The following is a 16,268-nucleotide window of genomic DNA, read 5'->3' on the forward strand; positions in this document are numbered from 1 at the left end:
AGGCCGTTCCATGGATGAATTTCTCGCAATCGACATTGGCGGGACCACGCTGAAATACGCTCTGGTCCGCGCCGACGGAAGCATTCAGCCGCTTGGCTCTCTGCCCACCGGCGCCGCCATGACCCGGTCGGAGCTGGCGCAGAGCCTGCACAAGATTTTAAACGACCCGCAAACCCGTTCCATCCGCGGCATAGGCATCAGCTCGCTGGGAATCGTTGACCCGCAGCGGGGCATGGTCTGCGCCGGAGTGGAAAATCTGCCCGCCCTGCAGGGCTTCTGTCCGCGGTCCTTTTTCGATGAGGCGGGGTTCGCTCAGCCGGTCTGCATCGTCAACGACGCATCCGCGGCCGCACTGGGGGAGCACTGGCTGGGCGCCGCACAGGGGCTGGACAATTTTCTCTGTGTGGCCTTCGGCACCGGCATCGGCGGCGGACTGGTGCTGAATGGCCGGCTCTGGAACGGCAGCAGCTTCTGCGCCGGTGAACTCGGCTATTGGGATTACCTGGACGACCGGCATTACTGGGAGCTGGAGGATTCCGCCATTGCACTGATCCGCAAAGCGCAGACGCAGAGCGGCTGCCCTGACCTGACCGGAGAAGCGTTCTTCGAGAGGCTGCGCCTGCAGGACCCTCTGTGCTGCGATCTGTTTGAATCCTGGGCGCAAAAAGCCGGACGGATCTTCGCCAACATCACCCTGCTGCTCGATCTGCAGGCGATCCTGGTGGGCGGGGGAATCTCTGCCCAGAAGGAGATCCTGACCCCTGCTTTGCAGGCCTGCATGGACCGCTGCCTGCCGCCCCATTCCCGCGGCCGCTGCAAGGTATCCTCCGCTCTGCTGGGAAACCGCGCCGCCCTGCTGGGCGCGGTCCGGCTGCTGCTGCCCTGAGCAGCCCGCAAGGCCATACACCCTGTTCATCCATCCAAACGATTCCCGTCATATCGCCCGCAGCGGGCGGTATGGCGAGCGGCCCGCAAGGCCGCGACTCCGGGGGGCTGTTGCAAAACGAAAGTTGCGCAACAGCCCCCCGGTTTTATGTCAAAAACAAGCTCACGAACCACCATATCCCCCCGGCTGCCGGGCGGGCCACGCCTTCGGTCGGCGCAAAAAAATCCTCCGCAATGCACCTTGAGAAAAGAAAGGTTGTGTGCTATCATTATCGTGTATTGGTATGCTCTTTTCTTTTTTCCGGAACAGGGCATGCGAGGAACCGCACAAAGGAAAACGCATCCGATCCGTGCGCAACGGGCGGAAACAGCGCCGATTTCAGCGCGCTGCACCCGCCCACTCTTGGACCCGCAAGAAAAATTAAGGAGATAGATCGAATTATGAAATTAGGAATCGTGGGCCTGCCCAACGTGGGCAAGAGCACTCTGTTCAACGCCATCACCAGCACCAAGAACGCCGCCGCGGCCAACTACCCCTTCTGCACCATCGACCCCAACACCGGCATCGTGCCCGTGCCGGACGCCCGGCTGGACAAGCTGGCCGAAATCTGGGAGACCAACAAGAAGACCCCCGCCATCGTGGAGTTCGTGGACATCGCGGGTCTTGTAAAGGGCGCTTCCAAGGGCGAGGGCCTGGGCAACAAGTTCCTGGGCAACATCCGCGAGTGCGACGCCATCGTGCATGTGGTGCGCTGCTTCGGCGGCACCGACATCGTGCATGTGGACGGCAGCGTGGACCCTCTGCGTGACATCGAGACCATTGATACCGAGCTGATCCTGAGCGATTTGGAGGTTGTTTCCAACCGGGCCGCCCGTTTCGCCAAGGCCGCCAAGACCGGCGACAAGAAGGCCGGTGCCTCCGCTGCCTGGCTGGAGCAGCTGGCCGATCATCTGGGCAAGGGCAAGAACGCCCGCAGCTTCGACTTCGATCTGGACGATGAGGACCAGGCTCTGCAGCTGAAGGAGATGGGCCTGCTCACCTACAAGCCGGTGATCTACGCCGCCAACATGAGCGAGGACGACCTGATGGAGGGCATGGACGAGAACGTGCACTACCAGGCCGTGAAGAAGCTGGCCGCCGAGGAGGGCGCGGAGTGCATTCCCATCTGCGCCAAGACCGAGGAGGACATTGCCGACTACTCCCCCGAGGAGAAGAAGGAGTTCCTGCATGAGATGGGCATCGAGGCCACCGGTCTGGACAACCTGATCAAGGCCAGCTACAGCCTGCTGGGCCTGATCTCCTACCTGACCGACGGCAAGAAGGAGTGCCGCGCCTGGACCATCCGCAAGGGCACCAAGGCTCCCCAGGCCGCGGGCAAGATCCACTCCGACTTCGAGCGCGGCTTCATCCGCGCCAGCGTGGTCCACTACGAGGACTTCGCCGCCTGCGACTTCAACATGGCCACCGTGAAGGCCAAGGGCCTGCAGCACACCGAGGGCAAGGAGTACGTGGTGCAGGACGGCGACATCATCGAATTCCTGTTCAATGTTTGATTTAGATTTAAAGGAGGACGCAATGGAGATCATCGGCATCATGGGCGCCATGCCCGACGAAGTGGAGCAGCTGTGCGCCTTGCTGGACGGTGTGTCCATCGAGCCCTACGCCGGGGTGGAATACCACCGGGGCATGCTGGGTGACAAGCAGGTGGTGGTCTGCTGCGCCGGTATGGGCAAGGCCAACGCCGCCGCCACCACCCAGGTACTGATCACGAAATTCGGCGCACAGCGCATCATCTTCTCCGGCATCGCCGGCAATATGACCGCCAAGATCGGCATCGGCGATGTGGTTGTGGGCAAGACCGTAGTTTACCACGACGCCCAGGACGACATGATCGCCCAGTCCGCCCCCTTCACCGCCGAGTACCCCGGCGATGAGGAGATGGTCAAGGCCGCCATGGCCGCCTGCGAAGAGGTGGGCGTGAAGGCCATCGCGGGCAAGATCGCCACCGGCGACCAGTTCGTGGGCGACAGCGCCACCAAGAACGCCATCGCCGCCAAGGTAGACCCGGACTGTGTGGAGATGGAGGGCGCGGCCGTGTCCCAGATCGCCGCCAAGAACAACGTGCCCTGCGTGGTGCTGCGCGCCATGAGCGACAACGCCGACGAGGCGGGCCACGAGGTTCTGGTGGTAAAAAAATTCAGCATCAGTGAATACGTGACCACTGCCACCCGCATTGTGGCCCGGATGCTGGAGACCCTAGACTGAGCCAGCGCAAAACCAGCCGCAAAACAAACGCAAAAGGACGGTGCAGGCCCTGCCGCCTGCGCCGTCCCCTTTTTTCAACAATTCTCTCCCCCGCGCCGCCGGGCAGCGTGCCGCAAATCCTCTTTGGCGCAGGGCTTTCCGGCATTTTTTACGCGGAAAAGTTTTCAACAAATTCAGTGCCGGGTCGTGGAAAACTCCGCGGCCCGGCCTTTTTTCGTCCCTCTTTTTGCCGCTGCACACCCGGCTTTCGGCCGCTTGCGGCCCAAACGGCAAAAACCCGAACAAACAGTTCGTCGACATTTGCCCCCCTCTGCGTTATGCTGCATGAAAAGGGGGAATTTATTCAATGAAAGGAAGTTACGCAACCCGGCGGGCCGCCCGCCGGAAACCGGCTGCTGCGGAGGAGGGCGTTGTGCTTGATCCGTTATCAGACCGTTCGACAAGAGCTTGAAGCACCCGAGCTGGGCCGCTATGTGAGCTATGGCATCGAGGCGGTGGCTCTGCCCGGCGGCGAGCAGTTGGCTTTTGTTCCCGATGTTTCCACCGACTCTTCCTTTGCAGCGGCTCTTGCGGACCGCTGCACCGAAGGCGCCCTGGACCCGGCCCAGCTGCTGGACGTGGTGCTGGACGCCTTGTAACCGTTTTTCTGCGCCCGCCCGGGCGCGCGCATCCATTCCAAAAGGGCAGAAGACGGTCTCCGTCAAACGGAGCGGCTCCTGCCCTCTTTTTTGCTTTGATTTACAAAAAGTCCCGCATCTGGCGGGCGGTGCGCTCCTCGAACTGCTGCAGCTCATTCAGCAGCCCCAGCGCGCCGGTGCTGGCCGCCGGGTGGTCCTTGCGGGCCTTCTCGCAGTCCATCACGCCCTGGTTGGCCCCCTGGATGACCATATCCGCCAGGTTGCGGGTGGAGCGGTCGGTGAGGGTCTCGGTCCAGATGCCCATTTTGGACATCAGCTTCACCGCCGGGCTCTGGCCGTGGCTCTGCTCGCCCAGTGCGGCCATGGCCGCGTGGGCCTGCTGGTTGATGCGGCGGTACTCCTTCTGCTGGGCCAGCAGACTGGCCTTCAGGTGCGTATCGTCGGTCACATCGATCAGCTGGTCCAGGCTGTTTTTTCCCATCTCGGTGTTGCGCACGATCTCGTTGAGCACGGCCTGATTGTCGTTGTCGCCGTGGTTCTGGTCGTTTCTTCGTTCACTCATAAAAAAGCCCCCTTTGAAACTGGCTGGCGAGGCAAGCTTGCCCCGACTAAAGCCAGTGTTCCCAAAGGGGGTTTTGTTTATTCCTTTGCGGTCTTGGAGGCGGTCTTTTCCGCCGGTTCCTCCGCCTTTTGGGCGGGCTTTTGCACCGAAACCACCGGCCGGGCCTGCTCCGGCTCGGGCAGCGGCGCGCAGCGGCCGTAACGGGCGCAGGTGCGCCGGATGCGCTGGGCCAGCGCGGGGGCAAAGGCGTCCTCTTTGGCGCGCCAGGTCCAGTTGCCCATACCGGTGCCGGGGGTGTTGATGCGGCCCTCGGCGCCCAGCTCCAGCCAGTCGGCCATGGGAATCACCGCCAGATCGGCGCAGCTGGACAGCACGCCCCGCAAAAAGCCCCGCACCGAGCCCTCCATGGCGTTCAGGCCCAGATAATTCTTGGCCTGGGCCAGCTCCTTGGGATCGCCGTTTTTTAGCCAGTCCCGCAGGGTGGTGTTGTCGTGGGTGCCGGGGTAGACCACGCAGTTGTGGATGTGGTTATGGGGCAGGTACTCGTTCTCCGCCGTGCCGCCGAAGGCGAACTGCATCACCTTCATGCCCGGGTAGCCGCTCTCCTTCAGCAGCACCCGCACGCTGTCGAACAGATCGCCCAGGTCCTCGGCCACGATGGGCAGCTTGCCCAGTTTTGCCTCCAGGGCGCGGAACAGATCCATGCCGGGGCCGTATTCCCAGTCGCCCACCCGGGCGTTCTCCCGCCCGGCGGGGATGGCGTAATAGGTATCGAAGGCGCGGAAGTGGTCGATGCGCAGCCGGTCGTACATGGTGAGGGCGTGCTCCACCCGGCGAATCCACCAGGCGTAGCCGCTGGCCTTGTGCTGGGCCCAGTCGTAGAGCGGGTTGCCCCAGAGCTGGCCGTCCTCAGAGAAGTAGTCCGGCGGGCAGCCCGCCACCCGGGTGAGCTTGCCCTCCTCATCCACCTGGAACAGCTTGCCGCCGGCCCAGGCATCGGCGGAGTCCGCCGCCACATAGATGGGAATGTCGCCCAGAATCTGCACGCCCTTTTGGTTGGCGTAGGCCTTCAGGGCCATCCACTGGCGGTAGCCCTGGTACTGCAAAAAGCGCCAGAAACCCAGTTCTTCTGCGTTTTCCTTGCGCAGCTGCTCCAGCGCCTGGGGCTGCCGGGTGCGCAGCGGCGCGGGCCATTCCGGATAGGCCTTCATCTTGTTCAGGCCCTTTGCGGTCATGTAGAGGGCGTAGTCCTCCAGCCAGTCCTCGTTCCAGAAGCAGAAGGTGTAGTAATCGTCCGGCAGCCAGGCCTGAAAGCGCTCATAGGCCCGCCGCAGCACCGCAAAGCGCCCCTCGTACAGAGCGCCGTAGTCCACTGCCTCACTGCTTTCGCCCCAGTCGATGGTGCCGTACTCTTCCTTTTCCAGAAGGCCCTCATCCCGCAGGGTGTCCAGGTCGATGAAATAGGGATTGATGGCAAAGGCCGAGCAGCTCTGATAGGGGCTGTCACCGTAGCCGGTGGGCGAAAGGGGCAAGATCTGCCAGATCTGCTGGCCCGCCTGGGCCAGAAAGTCCACAAAGGCATAGGCCTGTTTGCCGAAGCTGCCGATGCCGTAAGGCCCCGGCAGGCTGGACACAGGCATTAAAACGCCGCATTCCCGCATAACAACCGCTCCTTTTTCGCTGTGTGGCCCCGGGGCTTCCCCCTCACGGCGCGCCGGAGCCTTTTTATAGAATTGTTCTTATTATAGCATAAAGCGCGGCAAAATGGCATCGGTGCGCGCAAAGTATGGCTCTTTTGTGCTATAATAGATGCACTCAGCGGATACCCTGCCCGCGCGCCGCGGGCTTTTTTGCACAAAGGAGCTTTTTTATGACGCAGACCGAAGCGCTTTATTATATTCAGCCGCCGGTGGGCGAGTTCACCGCCCGGGTGCTCAGCTGCACCCCGGAGGGCGAATCCTGGGCCGTGACCCTGGACCGCACCGCCTTTTACCCGGAGGGGGGCGGCCAGCCCGCCGACCGGGGCACCCTGGGCGGCGCGGATGTGCTGGACGTACACGAAAAGGGCGGCCAGGTGATCCACCGTCTTTCCGCCCCGCTGGCAGAGGGCGAGACGGTCACTGGTAACGTTGACCTTGACCGCCGGCTGGAGATGAGCCAGCAGCACACCGGTGAGCACATTCTGTCCGGCACGCTGCACGCCATGTTCGGGGCTGAAAACGTGGGCTTTCACATCGGGCAGGACTACCTGACCATGGACACCAGCGTTCCCATCTCGGACGAAGGGCTGGCCGAGGCCGAGGCCCGGGCCAACCGGGTGATCTGGCAGAACGTGCCGGTGGAGGCGGTGTGGCACTCAAAAGAGGAGCTGGCCGACCTGACCTACCGGAGCAAAAAGGAGCTGGAGGGCCCGGTGCGCGTCGTGACGGTGCCCGGGGCGGACTGCTGCGCCTGCTGCGGCACCCACGTGGAGCGCACCGGCCAGGTGGGCATGGTGAAGATCATCGACTGGCAGAACTATAAGAGCGGCGTGCGGCTGTTTGTGGTGTGCGGCGTGCGGGCGCTGCGGTACTTTGAGGCCCAGCGGGCGGAGGCTGCCGCCATCCGGTCCACCCTGTCCGCCAAGGCAGGTCAGCTGGCCGAGGCGGTGCAGCGCCAAAGCGGCGAGCTGGAGGCCGCCCGCTACCGGGCAGTGCAGGCGGAGAACGAGCTGTTCGCGGTTCTGGCCGAGGGCATGCAGCCCGGCGAAGCCGCCATTCTGCTGCGGCCCAACCTGAACCCGGACGGCCTGCGGCGGCTCTGCGCGGCGCTGAGCGAGCGCACCACCGGCCTTTGCGCGGCCTTCAGCCCCACCGAAAACGGCACCCTTGCCTATGCGCTGGCCTGCACCGCGCCGGGGGCGGACCTGCGGAGACTGTGCAAGCAGCTGAACCAGGCCTTCGCGGGCCGGGGGGGCGGCAAGCCCGGCTTTGTACAGGGCAGCCTGACCGGCGAGTTCGACGCGGTACGAGCCTTTCTGCTCGAGACCGCCCAGTCCTGAACGACTTTTTCAGACAAACACTTGTGAAGGAGAACCATAAAACATGAGAATGCGATTCAAACCCTACGCCCGGCCGGAGCTGCTGGCCTGCGACTACCACGCCCACGCCCCTCTGGAGAACAAGGGCCGCTGGCACAGCGTCTTTGCCCGGCCCCAGCAGCCGGTGCACCTGGAGCTGGGCTGCGGCAAGGGCGGCTTTCTGGCCCGGCTGGCCAGCGCCCACCCGGACATCAACTATCTGGGCATCGACATCACCGATAAGGTGCTGATCCTGGCCAAGCGGAACATCGAGCGCATCTACGCGGAAAAGGGCATGACTCCGGACAACGTGATGATCATGAGCCTGGACATCGAGCGCATCCTGAACGCCTTCAACGAGCGGGACACGGTGCAGCGCATCTACATCAACTTCTGCAACCCCTGGAACAAGAAGCTGGCCCACAAAAAGCACCGGCTCACCCACACCCGCCAGCTGGCCCTCTACCGGACCATTCTGGAGGAAAACGGCGAAATTTACTTCAAGACCGATGACGACGACCTCTTCCGGGACAGCCTCGCTTACTTCCCCGAGGCGGGCTACGAGATCGTGTGGAAGACCTTCGATCTGCACGCCGAGGAGCCGGAGTGGAACATCCGCACCGAGCACGAGGCCATGTTCACCGAACAGGGCATCCCCACCAAGGCGCTGATCGCAGTGAAGAAGCCCATGACCCGCGACGAGCTGGCCGCGGCCATCGCCGCCCGCAACCAGCGGGACAAGGAGGAAAGCGCTGCCATCCGCGCCGAAAAGGGCATTCAGTGATTTCTTTTCCTTATAAACAATAAAATAAGAAAAACGCCCCTTTCCCGGCAGTGGGAAGGGGGCGTTTTTTGTTTGTATGGTTCAGCACTCAAAGTCGCAGACGGTGCGGCTCTTGGCAATGGTGCCGATCCAGTTTTTGATGGCCACATGGGGCTCGAAGTTCTGGTAGGCCTCCAGCGCCTCGCGGCTCTCCAGCTCAGCGATCAGGGCCACGTCGCAGCCCACAAAACCGCGGCCCACCTGGGCGCTCACAAGACCGGGGGCCTGGCCCACCAGGGCCTCCAGCTGCTCCTTCATTTTGGCGGCATTGGCGTCCGCCTGGTCCTTGTCCGCCAGCTCCCACAATACAATATGTTTAATCATTTTTGTTCTCTCCTTTTTGTATTGAAATATAAATCAAACAGAATCAGGGCCGGTCCAGCAGGGGGATGACCCGGGTCAGGTCCGGCAAAGTCGCCCCGGCCAGGGCCTCCAGCTCCGCGTCCGGGCCGGTCAGGTCCGGCACCATCACGGTGAAGCAGCCCGCCGCCGCGCCTGCCCGCACTCCGGCAGGGCTGTCCTCCAGCACCAGACAGTTTTTCGGGTCCTTGCCCGCCAGCGCCGCCGCCTTCAGAAACACCTCCGGGTGGGGCTTTGAGCGGGTCACCTCATCGCCGCAGACCGCGCCCAGAAAATACCGGTCCACCCCCGCCCGCTGCAGGTGGCCCCAGGCGCTGTCCCGGGTGGTGCTGGTGGCCAGCACCGCCGGGATGCCCCGCCGCTCCAGCTCGGCCAGCAGCTCATACAGCCCCGGCTTCACCGGCAGACCGTCCTCCTCGATCCACCGGGCCATGATGGACCGGCAGACGGTGCGCATGGCGTCAAAGTCAAAATCCTCGCCAAACACCTCTCGGCACACCTGGGCACAGCCCTGCCGGTTGCGGCCCCGCAGCCGGTCCACGATTTCCGGCTTCATGGGCACCCCCATCTGCTGCCCGGCCAGCAGCCAGGCCTTCTGGTACATCCGCTCGGTGTCGAACATCAAACCGTCCATATCAAACAATACCGCTTCGATCATAGCTTTCTCCCCGTTTCGTCAGGCTCTTTCCCCTGTTTGTGTTATGCTCACAGCGGGCCCTTCACCTTTTCGTCGAACTCTTCCTCGCCCTCGTCCTCCTGGGGGCGGATGGTCAATTCCCCCAGGCCCATGTCGTTGTGCAGGATGCTCCCTGCCCCAATGGCTCCCCGGCCGTACTTTTTGCGGATGGCATCCAGGCTTTTTTCCAGCTTTTCCCGCTTAGGGTCGGTTTTGGGCGCGTCGTCGAACAGACTCTGCTGCACCGCGAAGGGCTCCTCGGTGATGGCCAGCGCAGTGACGGTGAGCATCCGCACCGGGCGGGCCATGTCCCAGTTTTTCTCCATCAGCTCCCAGCAGGCGTTTGCCAGGTCCCGGGCCAGATGGGTGCTCATGGGCAGCTGCTTCTGCCGGGTGATGGTTTTTAAATCCGGGTCCCGGATGGTCACCTGCACCGCCCCGGCCCAGACCCCGTGCCGCCGCAGCCGCCCGGCCACCTCGTCCGCCAGCACGTTCAGCGCCGAGCGGATCTCCGCCGGGCCCTTGATGTTGCGCCGGAAGGTGGAGCCGTTGCCCACGCTCTTGATGGGCTCCTTCTCGCCCCAGCGGCGCACCGGGGCCTCGTCCTCACCCCGGGCGTAGCGGCTCAGCTCCAGCCCCAGCTTGCCCAGAGCTTCGGCCAGAGCCTCGGGCCGGGCCGCCGCCAGCTCGCCGATGGTGGAAATGCCCATGCCGGCCAGCCGCCGCTGGGCCGAAGCGCCCACATACAAAAGGTCCCCCGCCGGCAGCGGCCAGACGATCTGGTGGAAATTTTCCCGGGTAATGAGGGTGGTGGCATCCGGCTTTTTGTAGTCGCTGCCCAGCTTTGCGAACACCTTGTTGAAGCTCACCCCCACCGAGATGGTCAGCCCGGTGGCCGCCTTCACCTCGGCCCGCAGCTGGTCCGCCAGCGCTGCCGGGCTTTCGGCAAACAGCTGCCAGGTGCCGGTCACGTCCAGCCAGCTCTCGTCGATGCCGAAGGGCTCCACCCGGTCTGTATACTTACGGTATATTTCATTGATGATTTTCGAGTACTTACGGTAATATTCCCGATGGGGCGGCAGGAGAATCAGGTCCGGGCATTTACGCTTTGCCTGCCAGATGACCTCGGCGGTCTTCACGCCCATCCGCTTGGCGGGCTCGTTCTTGGCCAGCACAATGCCGTGTCGGCCCTCCGGGTCACCGCAGACGGCCACGCATTTGTCCCGCAGGTCCGGGTGGCGCAGCAGCTCCACACTGGCATAAAAGCTGTTGCAGTCACAATGAAAGATCCAGCGGTCCACCCGGCAGCCCCCCTTTTTGCAAATTTTTCATTTTTCTTTTCTGATTATATCACGCGAAGGCAGTAGGATGCTATAATGTTAGGGTGGCGCTTTGTAATTCTGTACCCGTACATCCCGCGGCGCCGCTTTACGAGAGGTGGTATCTGAATGGAACATTCCCTGTACGCGATTCTTTGGTACTTTTTGATCTACGCCTTTCTGGGCTGGTGCCTGGAGGTGGTATTCTGCACCGTGCGCACCGGCAAATGGGTGAACCGGGGCTTTCTGAACGGACCGGTCTGCCCCATCTACGGCTTTGGCATGGTGATCGTACTTACGGCGCTGGAGCCGCTGGCTCACCGGCCGCTGGCCCTGTTTGCGGGCAGCGCCCTGCTCACCAGCGCGCTGGAGCTGGTGACCGGCTGGGCGCTGAAAACCCTGTTCCACACCACCTGGTGGGATTATTCCAAACGGAAATTCAACCTGGGCGGCTACATCTGCCTGAAATTCAGTCTGGCCTGGGGTCTGGTGGGCATGTTCGCGGTGAAGGTGCTGCATCCGCCGGTGAACCGCTTTGTGGAATGGATGCCCCGGCCGGTGGGCCTTGCGCTGCTGGTGCTGTGGCTGGCGGTCTTCGTAGCCGACGTGGCGGTAACCCTGCGCACCCTGATCGGCCTGGAGCGTGACCTGGGCGAGCTGGAAAAGGTGGTGGCCGCCCTGCGCAAGGGCAGCGATGCCATCAGCCGCAACCTGGGCGACGCGGCCCTTGCGGCGGACGAAAAGCTGGAGGAGGGCCGTCAGGCTCTGCCCCAGAAGCTGGCCGAGCTGGAGGCCCGGCGGGACTTTCTGCAGGCCCGCATTCTGGACACCCGGCTCTTCGGCGCGGCCCGTCTGATGAAGGCCTTCCCCGCCATGAAGGACCTGCGCCACAGCGAGCTGCTGGCCGAGCTGAAGGAGACCCTGCACCAGCGGCTGCACCGCTGATTGATCTGCAAACAAACGCCCTTGCTGCTTTTCACAGCAAGGGCGTTTTGTTTTGCGGTTCAGCCCGCGTCCAGCTGATTCAGGGTCACGGCCCGGGTGTGGGCCACCGGAGTCCATTCCACCTTCCGCACGCAGGCAGCCAGGGCAATGGGCAGATAGGTGGCCATATACAAAGGAAAGGTGAAGATGCCCGCCAGCTTCTGGGCGGCGGGGGCCTGGATGCGTTTCCACTCGGTGCAGGTGGTCAATGCCGCCATGACCATCATGGAAAGATAGCCGCCAATCAAGATGCGTCCCAGCGCGCCCAGCGTCACCAGCGCCCCGCCGGAGACCACCGCCCCCGCGGCGGCAAAGCCCAGGGCCAGCAGGTTGAACAGCACCGGGGCGATGCGGCTGATGAGCAGGTCGGCGCAGGACCAGCTGCCCCGCAGCGCCGCCCGGCCAATGGCCGGGCCCCGTTTTGCCATCACCTGCAAAAAGCCCTTGCACCAGCGCAGCCGCTGGCGCACGCTCTGGCGAAAGCTCGCGGGCTGCTCGTCAAAGTATTCCGCCTGGGGGCAGTAGGCAATGCGCCGCCCGGCGATCATCTGCACGGTGGAGAACTCCAGGTCCTCGCACAGGCAGTGCCAGGGCCAGCCGCCCGCATCCCGCAGAATCTCCTCGCTCACCAGAAAGCCGGTGCCGGTCACGTTGCCGCTGAATCCCAGCAGGGTGCGGGGCGCGTTCAGAAAGCGCACCTCCCGGATGAAGCACAGGCCCTGGCCCGTGGCCACCCAGCCCCGATAGTTCTTGGTGTTCCGGTAGCCCGCCACCACCGGGCAGCCGGTGGAGAACACCCCGTCCAGCCGGCGCACAAGATCCGGCCGAGCCAGGTTGTCCGCGTCAAAGAGGATGTAACCGTCGTACCGCTTGCCCTCGGCCCAGATGCGGTGCAAAAGGAAATCCAGCGCGTAGCCCTTGCCCACCCGGGTCCGGTCATGCCGCTCGAACACGGTGGCCCCGGCCTTGCGGGCCAGGTGGGCGGTGTCGTCGGTGCAGTTGTCCGCCGCCACATACAGATCCAGCACGCCGGGGTAGTCCTGGGCGCGCAGGCTTTCCAAAAGCTTTGGCAGCACTGCGGCCTCGTTGCGGGCGCAGATGAGCACCGCGTATTGGTTGGTGCAGGGCCCCGGCTTCCAGCGGGGCGTTCTGATAAGGCTCAATAACGTGTAGCCCAGCTGGTAGGCGCAGCAGATGCCCATCAGCAAAAGCCAGAAACGGCTGATCGAAAAAAACAACTCTGCCATGGTATCGACCTCCCTGTTTGGCATGGGGATGTGGGGGTGCGGTTCACCCGCCTGTGCCCATGCAACGAACCTTTACGGCCGGTTTCTTCACCGCCGGGGCATAATTTTGGTTTCTTTGCAGAAACTTCATATATTCCGCCCCGGAACGTGGTACCATAACAAAAAGGGACGCAATTGTGTCCGATCCTCCGCCGGGGGTTTTCCGGCGGTAGAATGAGGTGTTATCTTGTCATCTTCCATTTCCATTCTGGTGACCCTGAACGAGCATTACCTGCCCCAGCTGGAGGTGATGCTCACCTCTCTGCACGCCTCCAATCCGGGGGAGACCGTGTCGGTCTGGCTGATCCATCGCTCGCTCACCCCCGCCCATCTGGCCCGGCTGGAGCGTCGCTGCGGCCTGCTGGGCTTTTCGCTGCATCCGCTCACCGCGGGCGAGGAGCTGTTTAAGGACGCGCCTCTCACCCGCCAGTACCCCCAGGAGATGTACTACCGGCTGCTGGCCGGTCAGCTGCTGCCTGCGGAGCTGCACCGGGTAATCTACCTGGACCCGGACATTCTGGTCATCAACCCGCTGCGCCCGTTGTGGGAGCTGGACCTGGAGGGCCGGATGTTCGCGGCGGCGGCCCACACTGGCAAGACCGAGCTGGCCAACAGCGTGAATCAGGTAAGGCTCGGCACCAACCACGGCTACTTCAATTCCGGCGTGCTGCTCATGGACCTGGACGCGGCGCGGCGCTTCATCGACCCGGCCGCCCTCTTCGCCTTCACCAGAAAGCACGCCCGGGAGCTGCTGTTTCCGGACCAGGACCTGCTCAACATGCTCTACGGAGAGCGGGTGCTGGCGCTGGATGACGCGGTGTGGAACTACGACGCCCGCAACTATAACAACTACTACCTGCGCAGCGGCGGCGACTGCGACATGGACTGGGTGTTCACCCACACCGCCGTGCTGCACTTCTGCGGCAAGGCAAAGCCCTGGAAGCCGGGCTATCACCGCCGCTTCGGCCCCCTGTACAAGCACTACATGCGCCTGACCGCGCTGGCGCTGCCGGAATAATTCCAGACAAAAGCAAACCGCCCCCAGGCTGTGCGTTCCGCACAATGCCCGGGGGCGATTTTTCTTTCGATCAGGATGCTCAGGCCTGCCTGCGGGGGGCGCGGCGGCGCAGCAGCTGGCGCAGCATGCCCAGAATTCCCTGCAGGTTGAACAGGCAGATCACCGCGGTGAGCAGGGTGCACCAGACCGGCCAGCCCGGCGTCTCCTGCAGCATGAACACCGTCTCCACACCGATCAGCACGCAGTTGATGGTCAGGCGCAGCGGCGCAAAGCTCATCTGCATCAGGCCGCGGGTGTTGATGTCCCGCAGCACAAACACGATGAAATAGCTGATGAGGCTGGCCAGCGTGGCGCCGTTGGGGCCCATTAGCGGGATCAGCGCCCAGTTCAGCCCGGCGTTGGCGATGGCGCCCGCCAGCATGGTATACAGCGACAGGGTGCTGCGCTTTTCCACCATGTAGATGCTGTTCAAAAACTGGTTGAAGCAGTTGAACAGGGTGGCCAGCGTGAGCATGGGCACAAACTGCCAGGCATCGTAGAAGTTGGATTTGAACATGAACATCAGCGGGCGGCAGAGCAGGATGATGCCGCTGCAGCAGCAGAAGAGCAGTGCCTGATAGATGGCGAACACCCGGCTGAAAAAGGCGGCGCGGCCCTTTTCCTCGGTCACGGCGGACAGCTGCCAGGCCTCATAGAAGATGGTACCCAGCACCGTGAGGATGGTGGGCAGAAAATAGCCCACGCCCAAAAGACCGGTCCAGTATTCGCCGGTCTGGCCCTGGTAGCCCTCGCACATGGCCTGCACAAAGAACAGATCGCTGGCGTTGATGATCCAGAAGCTGATCTGCGCCGGGACCATGGGCAGCGCGTAGCGCATCATCCGGCCCCAAAGCTCCCTGTTGAAGCTCTTCACATGCAGATAGCGGCGCAGGTTCGCCACCAGGAACACGAACAAAGCGCTCAGCGCGTCGCTGCAGATGATGGCCAGGATGTACCCGGAGGCTCCCATCTTCATGCCGGACAAAAACAGGATCATAAAGCCCAGGTTGGTGGCGCTGCACAACACGCCGTCCACCGCCACCAGCCGGTTCAGCTGGCGGCTGCGCACAAACTGGGTGCACAGGGTGCGCAGGCAGCTCACCAGCACATGCACATACAAAAGCAGTGCATAATCGCTGAACAGCGGGATCAGCCGCAGCACCGGGTAACAGATGAGCATCAGGGCAAAGCCCATGCCGATGGTCACCAGGCCATTTGTGAACACCTGACTTTTGCTGTTGGCCTTTTCCAGGCCGAAGCGGATGATGGCGAAGCTCACACCCATGCTCACCAGCGGGATCAGCAGCGAACCGATCTGCTGGACCAGCTTGGTGATGCCCACCTCGTCCACCTCGCCCATGGCGAAGGTGATATATGGCTGCAAGATGATGCTGAGCAGTTTGGAGGAAAAGTTGCTGATGGCGAACAGCATGGTATTGCTCATCAGCTTTTTGTATTTGTTTTCCACGCCCGGCGGCCCTCCTTGTTGATTGCCTTATTTATATTACTTTAGTATTCAGCCAGAACTTTCTTTGGCCGAATTTTTATTATAACGCCCATGGGGCAAAATGTCCACGGAATCCCATCGAACCCGGTCTCAGCTCTGCCGCAGCAGCGCCCGCCGGGCCTTCCAGTCCGGCAGGAACCGCTCCACCAGGGTCCAGAACTCCTTCTGATGGTTGGGATGCACAAAATGGCAGTATTCATGCACGATCACATATTCCACCGCCGCCCGTGGCTGCAGCGCCAGCCGGGAGGCCAGGGTGATGCGCTTTTTCTCCATATTGCACACGCCCCACCGGCTGGTCATGTCCCGCACCTGCAGCTGGGGCGGCTGGCCGCCCAGCACCCCGGCAAAGGCCGGATACACCTTTTGGCTGATGGGCTCAAACAGCGCCAGGCACTCTTCCTTCGAGGGCGGCAGGCAATCCTGCTGTTTGCGGGCGGCCCGGGCCACCTGCTGCTTTGCCTCGATCACCCAGCCCAGCCGCTGGGCCACAAAGGCATCCGCCTGGTCGGCGCTCACCCGCATGGGCACGCTCACGGCCACCGTGCCGTCCCGGCGCACCCGCAGGTTCAGATTCTTCACCTTTTTTCGAACAAGTTCATATTCCAACCCCGCCACCCGGCGAATTTGGCCTGCCATCTCGCTTTTCCACCTCCTGGCAAAGTTTACCGACCTATTTATTGTATCACATCCGCTCCCGGTTTGGCTCGTCAAGTCATCATATCTCACAAATTTTCCTCGAAAAGCTTGGTCGTTCTTGGGCTGTATCGGCAACGGGAATCTATTGACTTCTACTATATCTAGTGCAATAATAGTAATCGCGGCCGAATCACCCCAAAATACAGAG

The 16,268-nt window shown here is 62.7% G+C and carries 16 protein-coding genes; 8 read left to right on the plus strand and 8 right to left on the minus strand.

Going from position 1 to position 16,268, the window contains the following annotated elements:
* Nucleotides 1-10 precede the first annotated feature (10 nt).
* The 4 genes from B5F28_RS02800 (at nt 11) to B5F28_RS02815 (ending at nt 3,789) form a co-directional block, all read left to right on the plus strand.
* Complete coding sequence (locus B5F28_RS02800) at nt 11-886, plus strand: ROK family protein (RefSeq protein ID WP_087293160.1); 876 nt, start codon at nt 11-13, stop codon at nt 884-886.
* A gap of 440 nt (nt 887-1,326) precedes the next feature.
* Nucleotides 1,327-2,439: a redox-regulated ATPase YchF gene (gene ychF, locus B5F28_RS02805; protein ID WP_087293162.1), complete on the plus strand. Its 1,113-nt coding sequence runs from the start codon at nt 1,327-1,329 to the stop codon at nt 2,437-2,439.
* Nucleotides 2,440-2,461: 22 nt separating this feature from the next.
* A complete protein-coding gene (locus tag B5F28_RS02810; RefSeq protein WP_087293164.1) occupies nt 2,462-3,151 on the plus strand; it encodes a 5'-methylthioadenosine/adenosylhomocysteine nucleosidase in 690 nt (229 codons plus the stop codon).
* A gap of 416 nt (nt 3,152-3,567) precedes the next feature.
* On the plus strand, nt 3,568-3,789 hold the full coding sequence (locus tag B5F28_RS02815) for a DUF6514 family protein (protein ID WP_087293166.1): 222 nt from the start codon (nt 3,568-3,570) through the stop codon (nt 3,787-3,789).
* Between the two features lie 100 nt (nt 3,790-3,889).
* Here B5F28_RS02815 and B5F28_RS02820 read toward each other — a convergent pair whose 3' ends face one another.
* Both B5F28_RS02820 and malQ read right to left on the minus strand, forming a co-directional pair.
* The gene (locus tag B5F28_RS02820; protein ID WP_087293168.1) at nt 3,890-4,351 is read right to left on the minus strand and encodes a ferritin family protein; all 462 of its coding nucleotides are present in this window, start codon (nt 4,349-4,351) and stop codon (nt 3,890-3,892) included.
* A 77-nt stretch (nt 4,352-4,428) separates the two neighbouring features.
* Nucleotides 4,429-6,012 carry a 4-alpha-glucanotransferase gene (gene malQ / locus B5F28_RS02825; RefSeq protein ID WP_087293170.1) on the minus strand — a complete coding sequence of 528 codons (1,584 nt, stop codon included), beginning with the start codon at nt 6,010-6,012 and terminating at the stop codon, nt 4,429-4,431.
* 209 nt (nt 6,013-6,221) lie between these two features.
* Between malQ and B5F28_RS02830 the strand changes: the two genes are divergently transcribed.
* Nucleotides 6,222-7,391 carry an alanyl-tRNA editing protein gene (locus B5F28_RS02830; RefSeq protein ID WP_087293172.1) on the plus strand — a complete coding sequence of 390 codons (1,170 nt, stop codon included), beginning with the start codon at nt 6,222-6,224 and terminating at the stop codon, nt 7,389-7,391.
* A 43-nt stretch (nt 7,392-7,434) separates the two neighbouring features.
* The gene (gene trmB, locus B5F28_RS02835; RefSeq protein ID WP_087293174.1) at nt 7,435-8,193 is read left to right on the plus strand and encodes a tRNA (guanosine(46)-N7)-methyltransferase TrmB; all 759 of its coding nucleotides are present in this window, start codon (nt 7,435-7,437) and stop codon (nt 8,191-8,193) included.
* An 81-nt stretch (nt 8,194-8,274) separates the two neighbouring features.
* Here the strand turns inward: trmB and B5F28_RS02840 are convergent, their stop codons facing one another.
* Genes B5F28_RS02840 through B5F28_RS02850 form a run of 3 tightly spaced genes read right to left on the minus strand, consistent with a single transcriptional unit; the run spans nt 8,275 to nt 10,569 of the window.
* Nucleotides 8,275-8,556 (minus strand): Dabb family protein, encoded by a 282-nt coding sequence (locus B5F28_RS02840; protein WP_087293176.1) that lies wholly within the window; start codon nt 8,554-8,556, stop codon nt 8,275-8,277.
* Nucleotides 8,557-8,599: 43 nt separating this feature from the next.
* Nucleotides 8,600-9,250, minus strand: a complete 651-nt coding sequence (locus tag B5F28_RS02845; protein WP_087293178.1) for an HAD family hydrolase — start codon at nt 9,248-9,250, stop codon at nt 8,600-8,602.
* 47 nt (nt 9,251-9,297) lie between these two features.
* On the minus strand, nt 9,298-10,569 hold the full coding sequence (locus B5F28_RS02850) for a DNA polymerase Y family protein (protein ID WP_087293180.1): 1,272 nt from the start codon (nt 10,567-10,569) through the stop codon (nt 9,298-9,300).
* Between the two features lie 147 nt (nt 10,570-10,716).
* Here B5F28_RS02850 and B5F28_RS02855 point away from each other — a divergent pair, with 147 nt between their 5' ends.
* Nucleotides 10,717-11,532 carry a putative ABC transporter permease gene (locus B5F28_RS02855; protein ID WP_087293182.1) on the plus strand — a complete coding sequence of 272 codons (816 nt, stop codon included), beginning with the start codon at nt 10,717-10,719 and terminating at the stop codon, nt 11,530-11,532.
* 59 nt (nt 11,533-11,591) lie between these two features.
* Here B5F28_RS02855 and B5F28_RS02860 read toward each other — a convergent pair whose 3' ends face one another.
* Entirely contained in the window at nt 11,592-12,818 is a 1,227-nt protein-coding gene (locus B5F28_RS02860; RefSeq protein WP_158097496.1) for a glycosyltransferase family 2 protein, read from the minus strand.
* 226 nt (nt 12,819-13,044) lie between these two features.
* On the opposite strand from B5F28_RS02860, the gene B5F28_RS02865 reads away from it, so the two are divergent.
* Entirely contained in the window at nt 13,045-13,875 is an 831-nt protein-coding gene (locus tag B5F28_RS02865; protein WP_087293186.1) for a glycosyltransferase family 8 protein, read from the plus strand.
* A 79-nt stretch (nt 13,876-13,954) separates the two neighbouring features.
* Here B5F28_RS02865 and B5F28_RS02870 read toward each other — a convergent pair whose 3' ends face one another.
* Together B5F28_RS02870 and B5F28_RS02875 are read right to left on the minus strand one after the other, a co-directional pair.
* The gene (locus tag B5F28_RS02870) at nt 13,955-15,382 is read right to left on the minus strand and encodes a lipopolysaccharide biosynthesis protein (RefSeq protein WP_247643387.1); all 1,428 of its coding nucleotides are present in this window, start codon (nt 15,380-15,382) and stop codon (nt 13,955-13,957) included.
* 129 nt (nt 15,383-15,511) lie between these two features.
* A complete protein-coding gene (locus B5F28_RS02875; RefSeq protein ID WP_087293188.1) occupies nt 15,512-16,060 on the minus strand; it encodes a M48 family metallopeptidase in 549 nt (182 codons plus the stop codon).
* Nucleotides 16,061-16,268 lie beyond the last annotated feature (208 nt).

It is taken from the genome of Gemmiger sp. An194 (assembly GCF_002160145.1).
Taxonomy (GTDB): Bacteria; Bacillota; Clostridia; order Oscillospirales; family Ruminococcaceae; genus Allofournierella.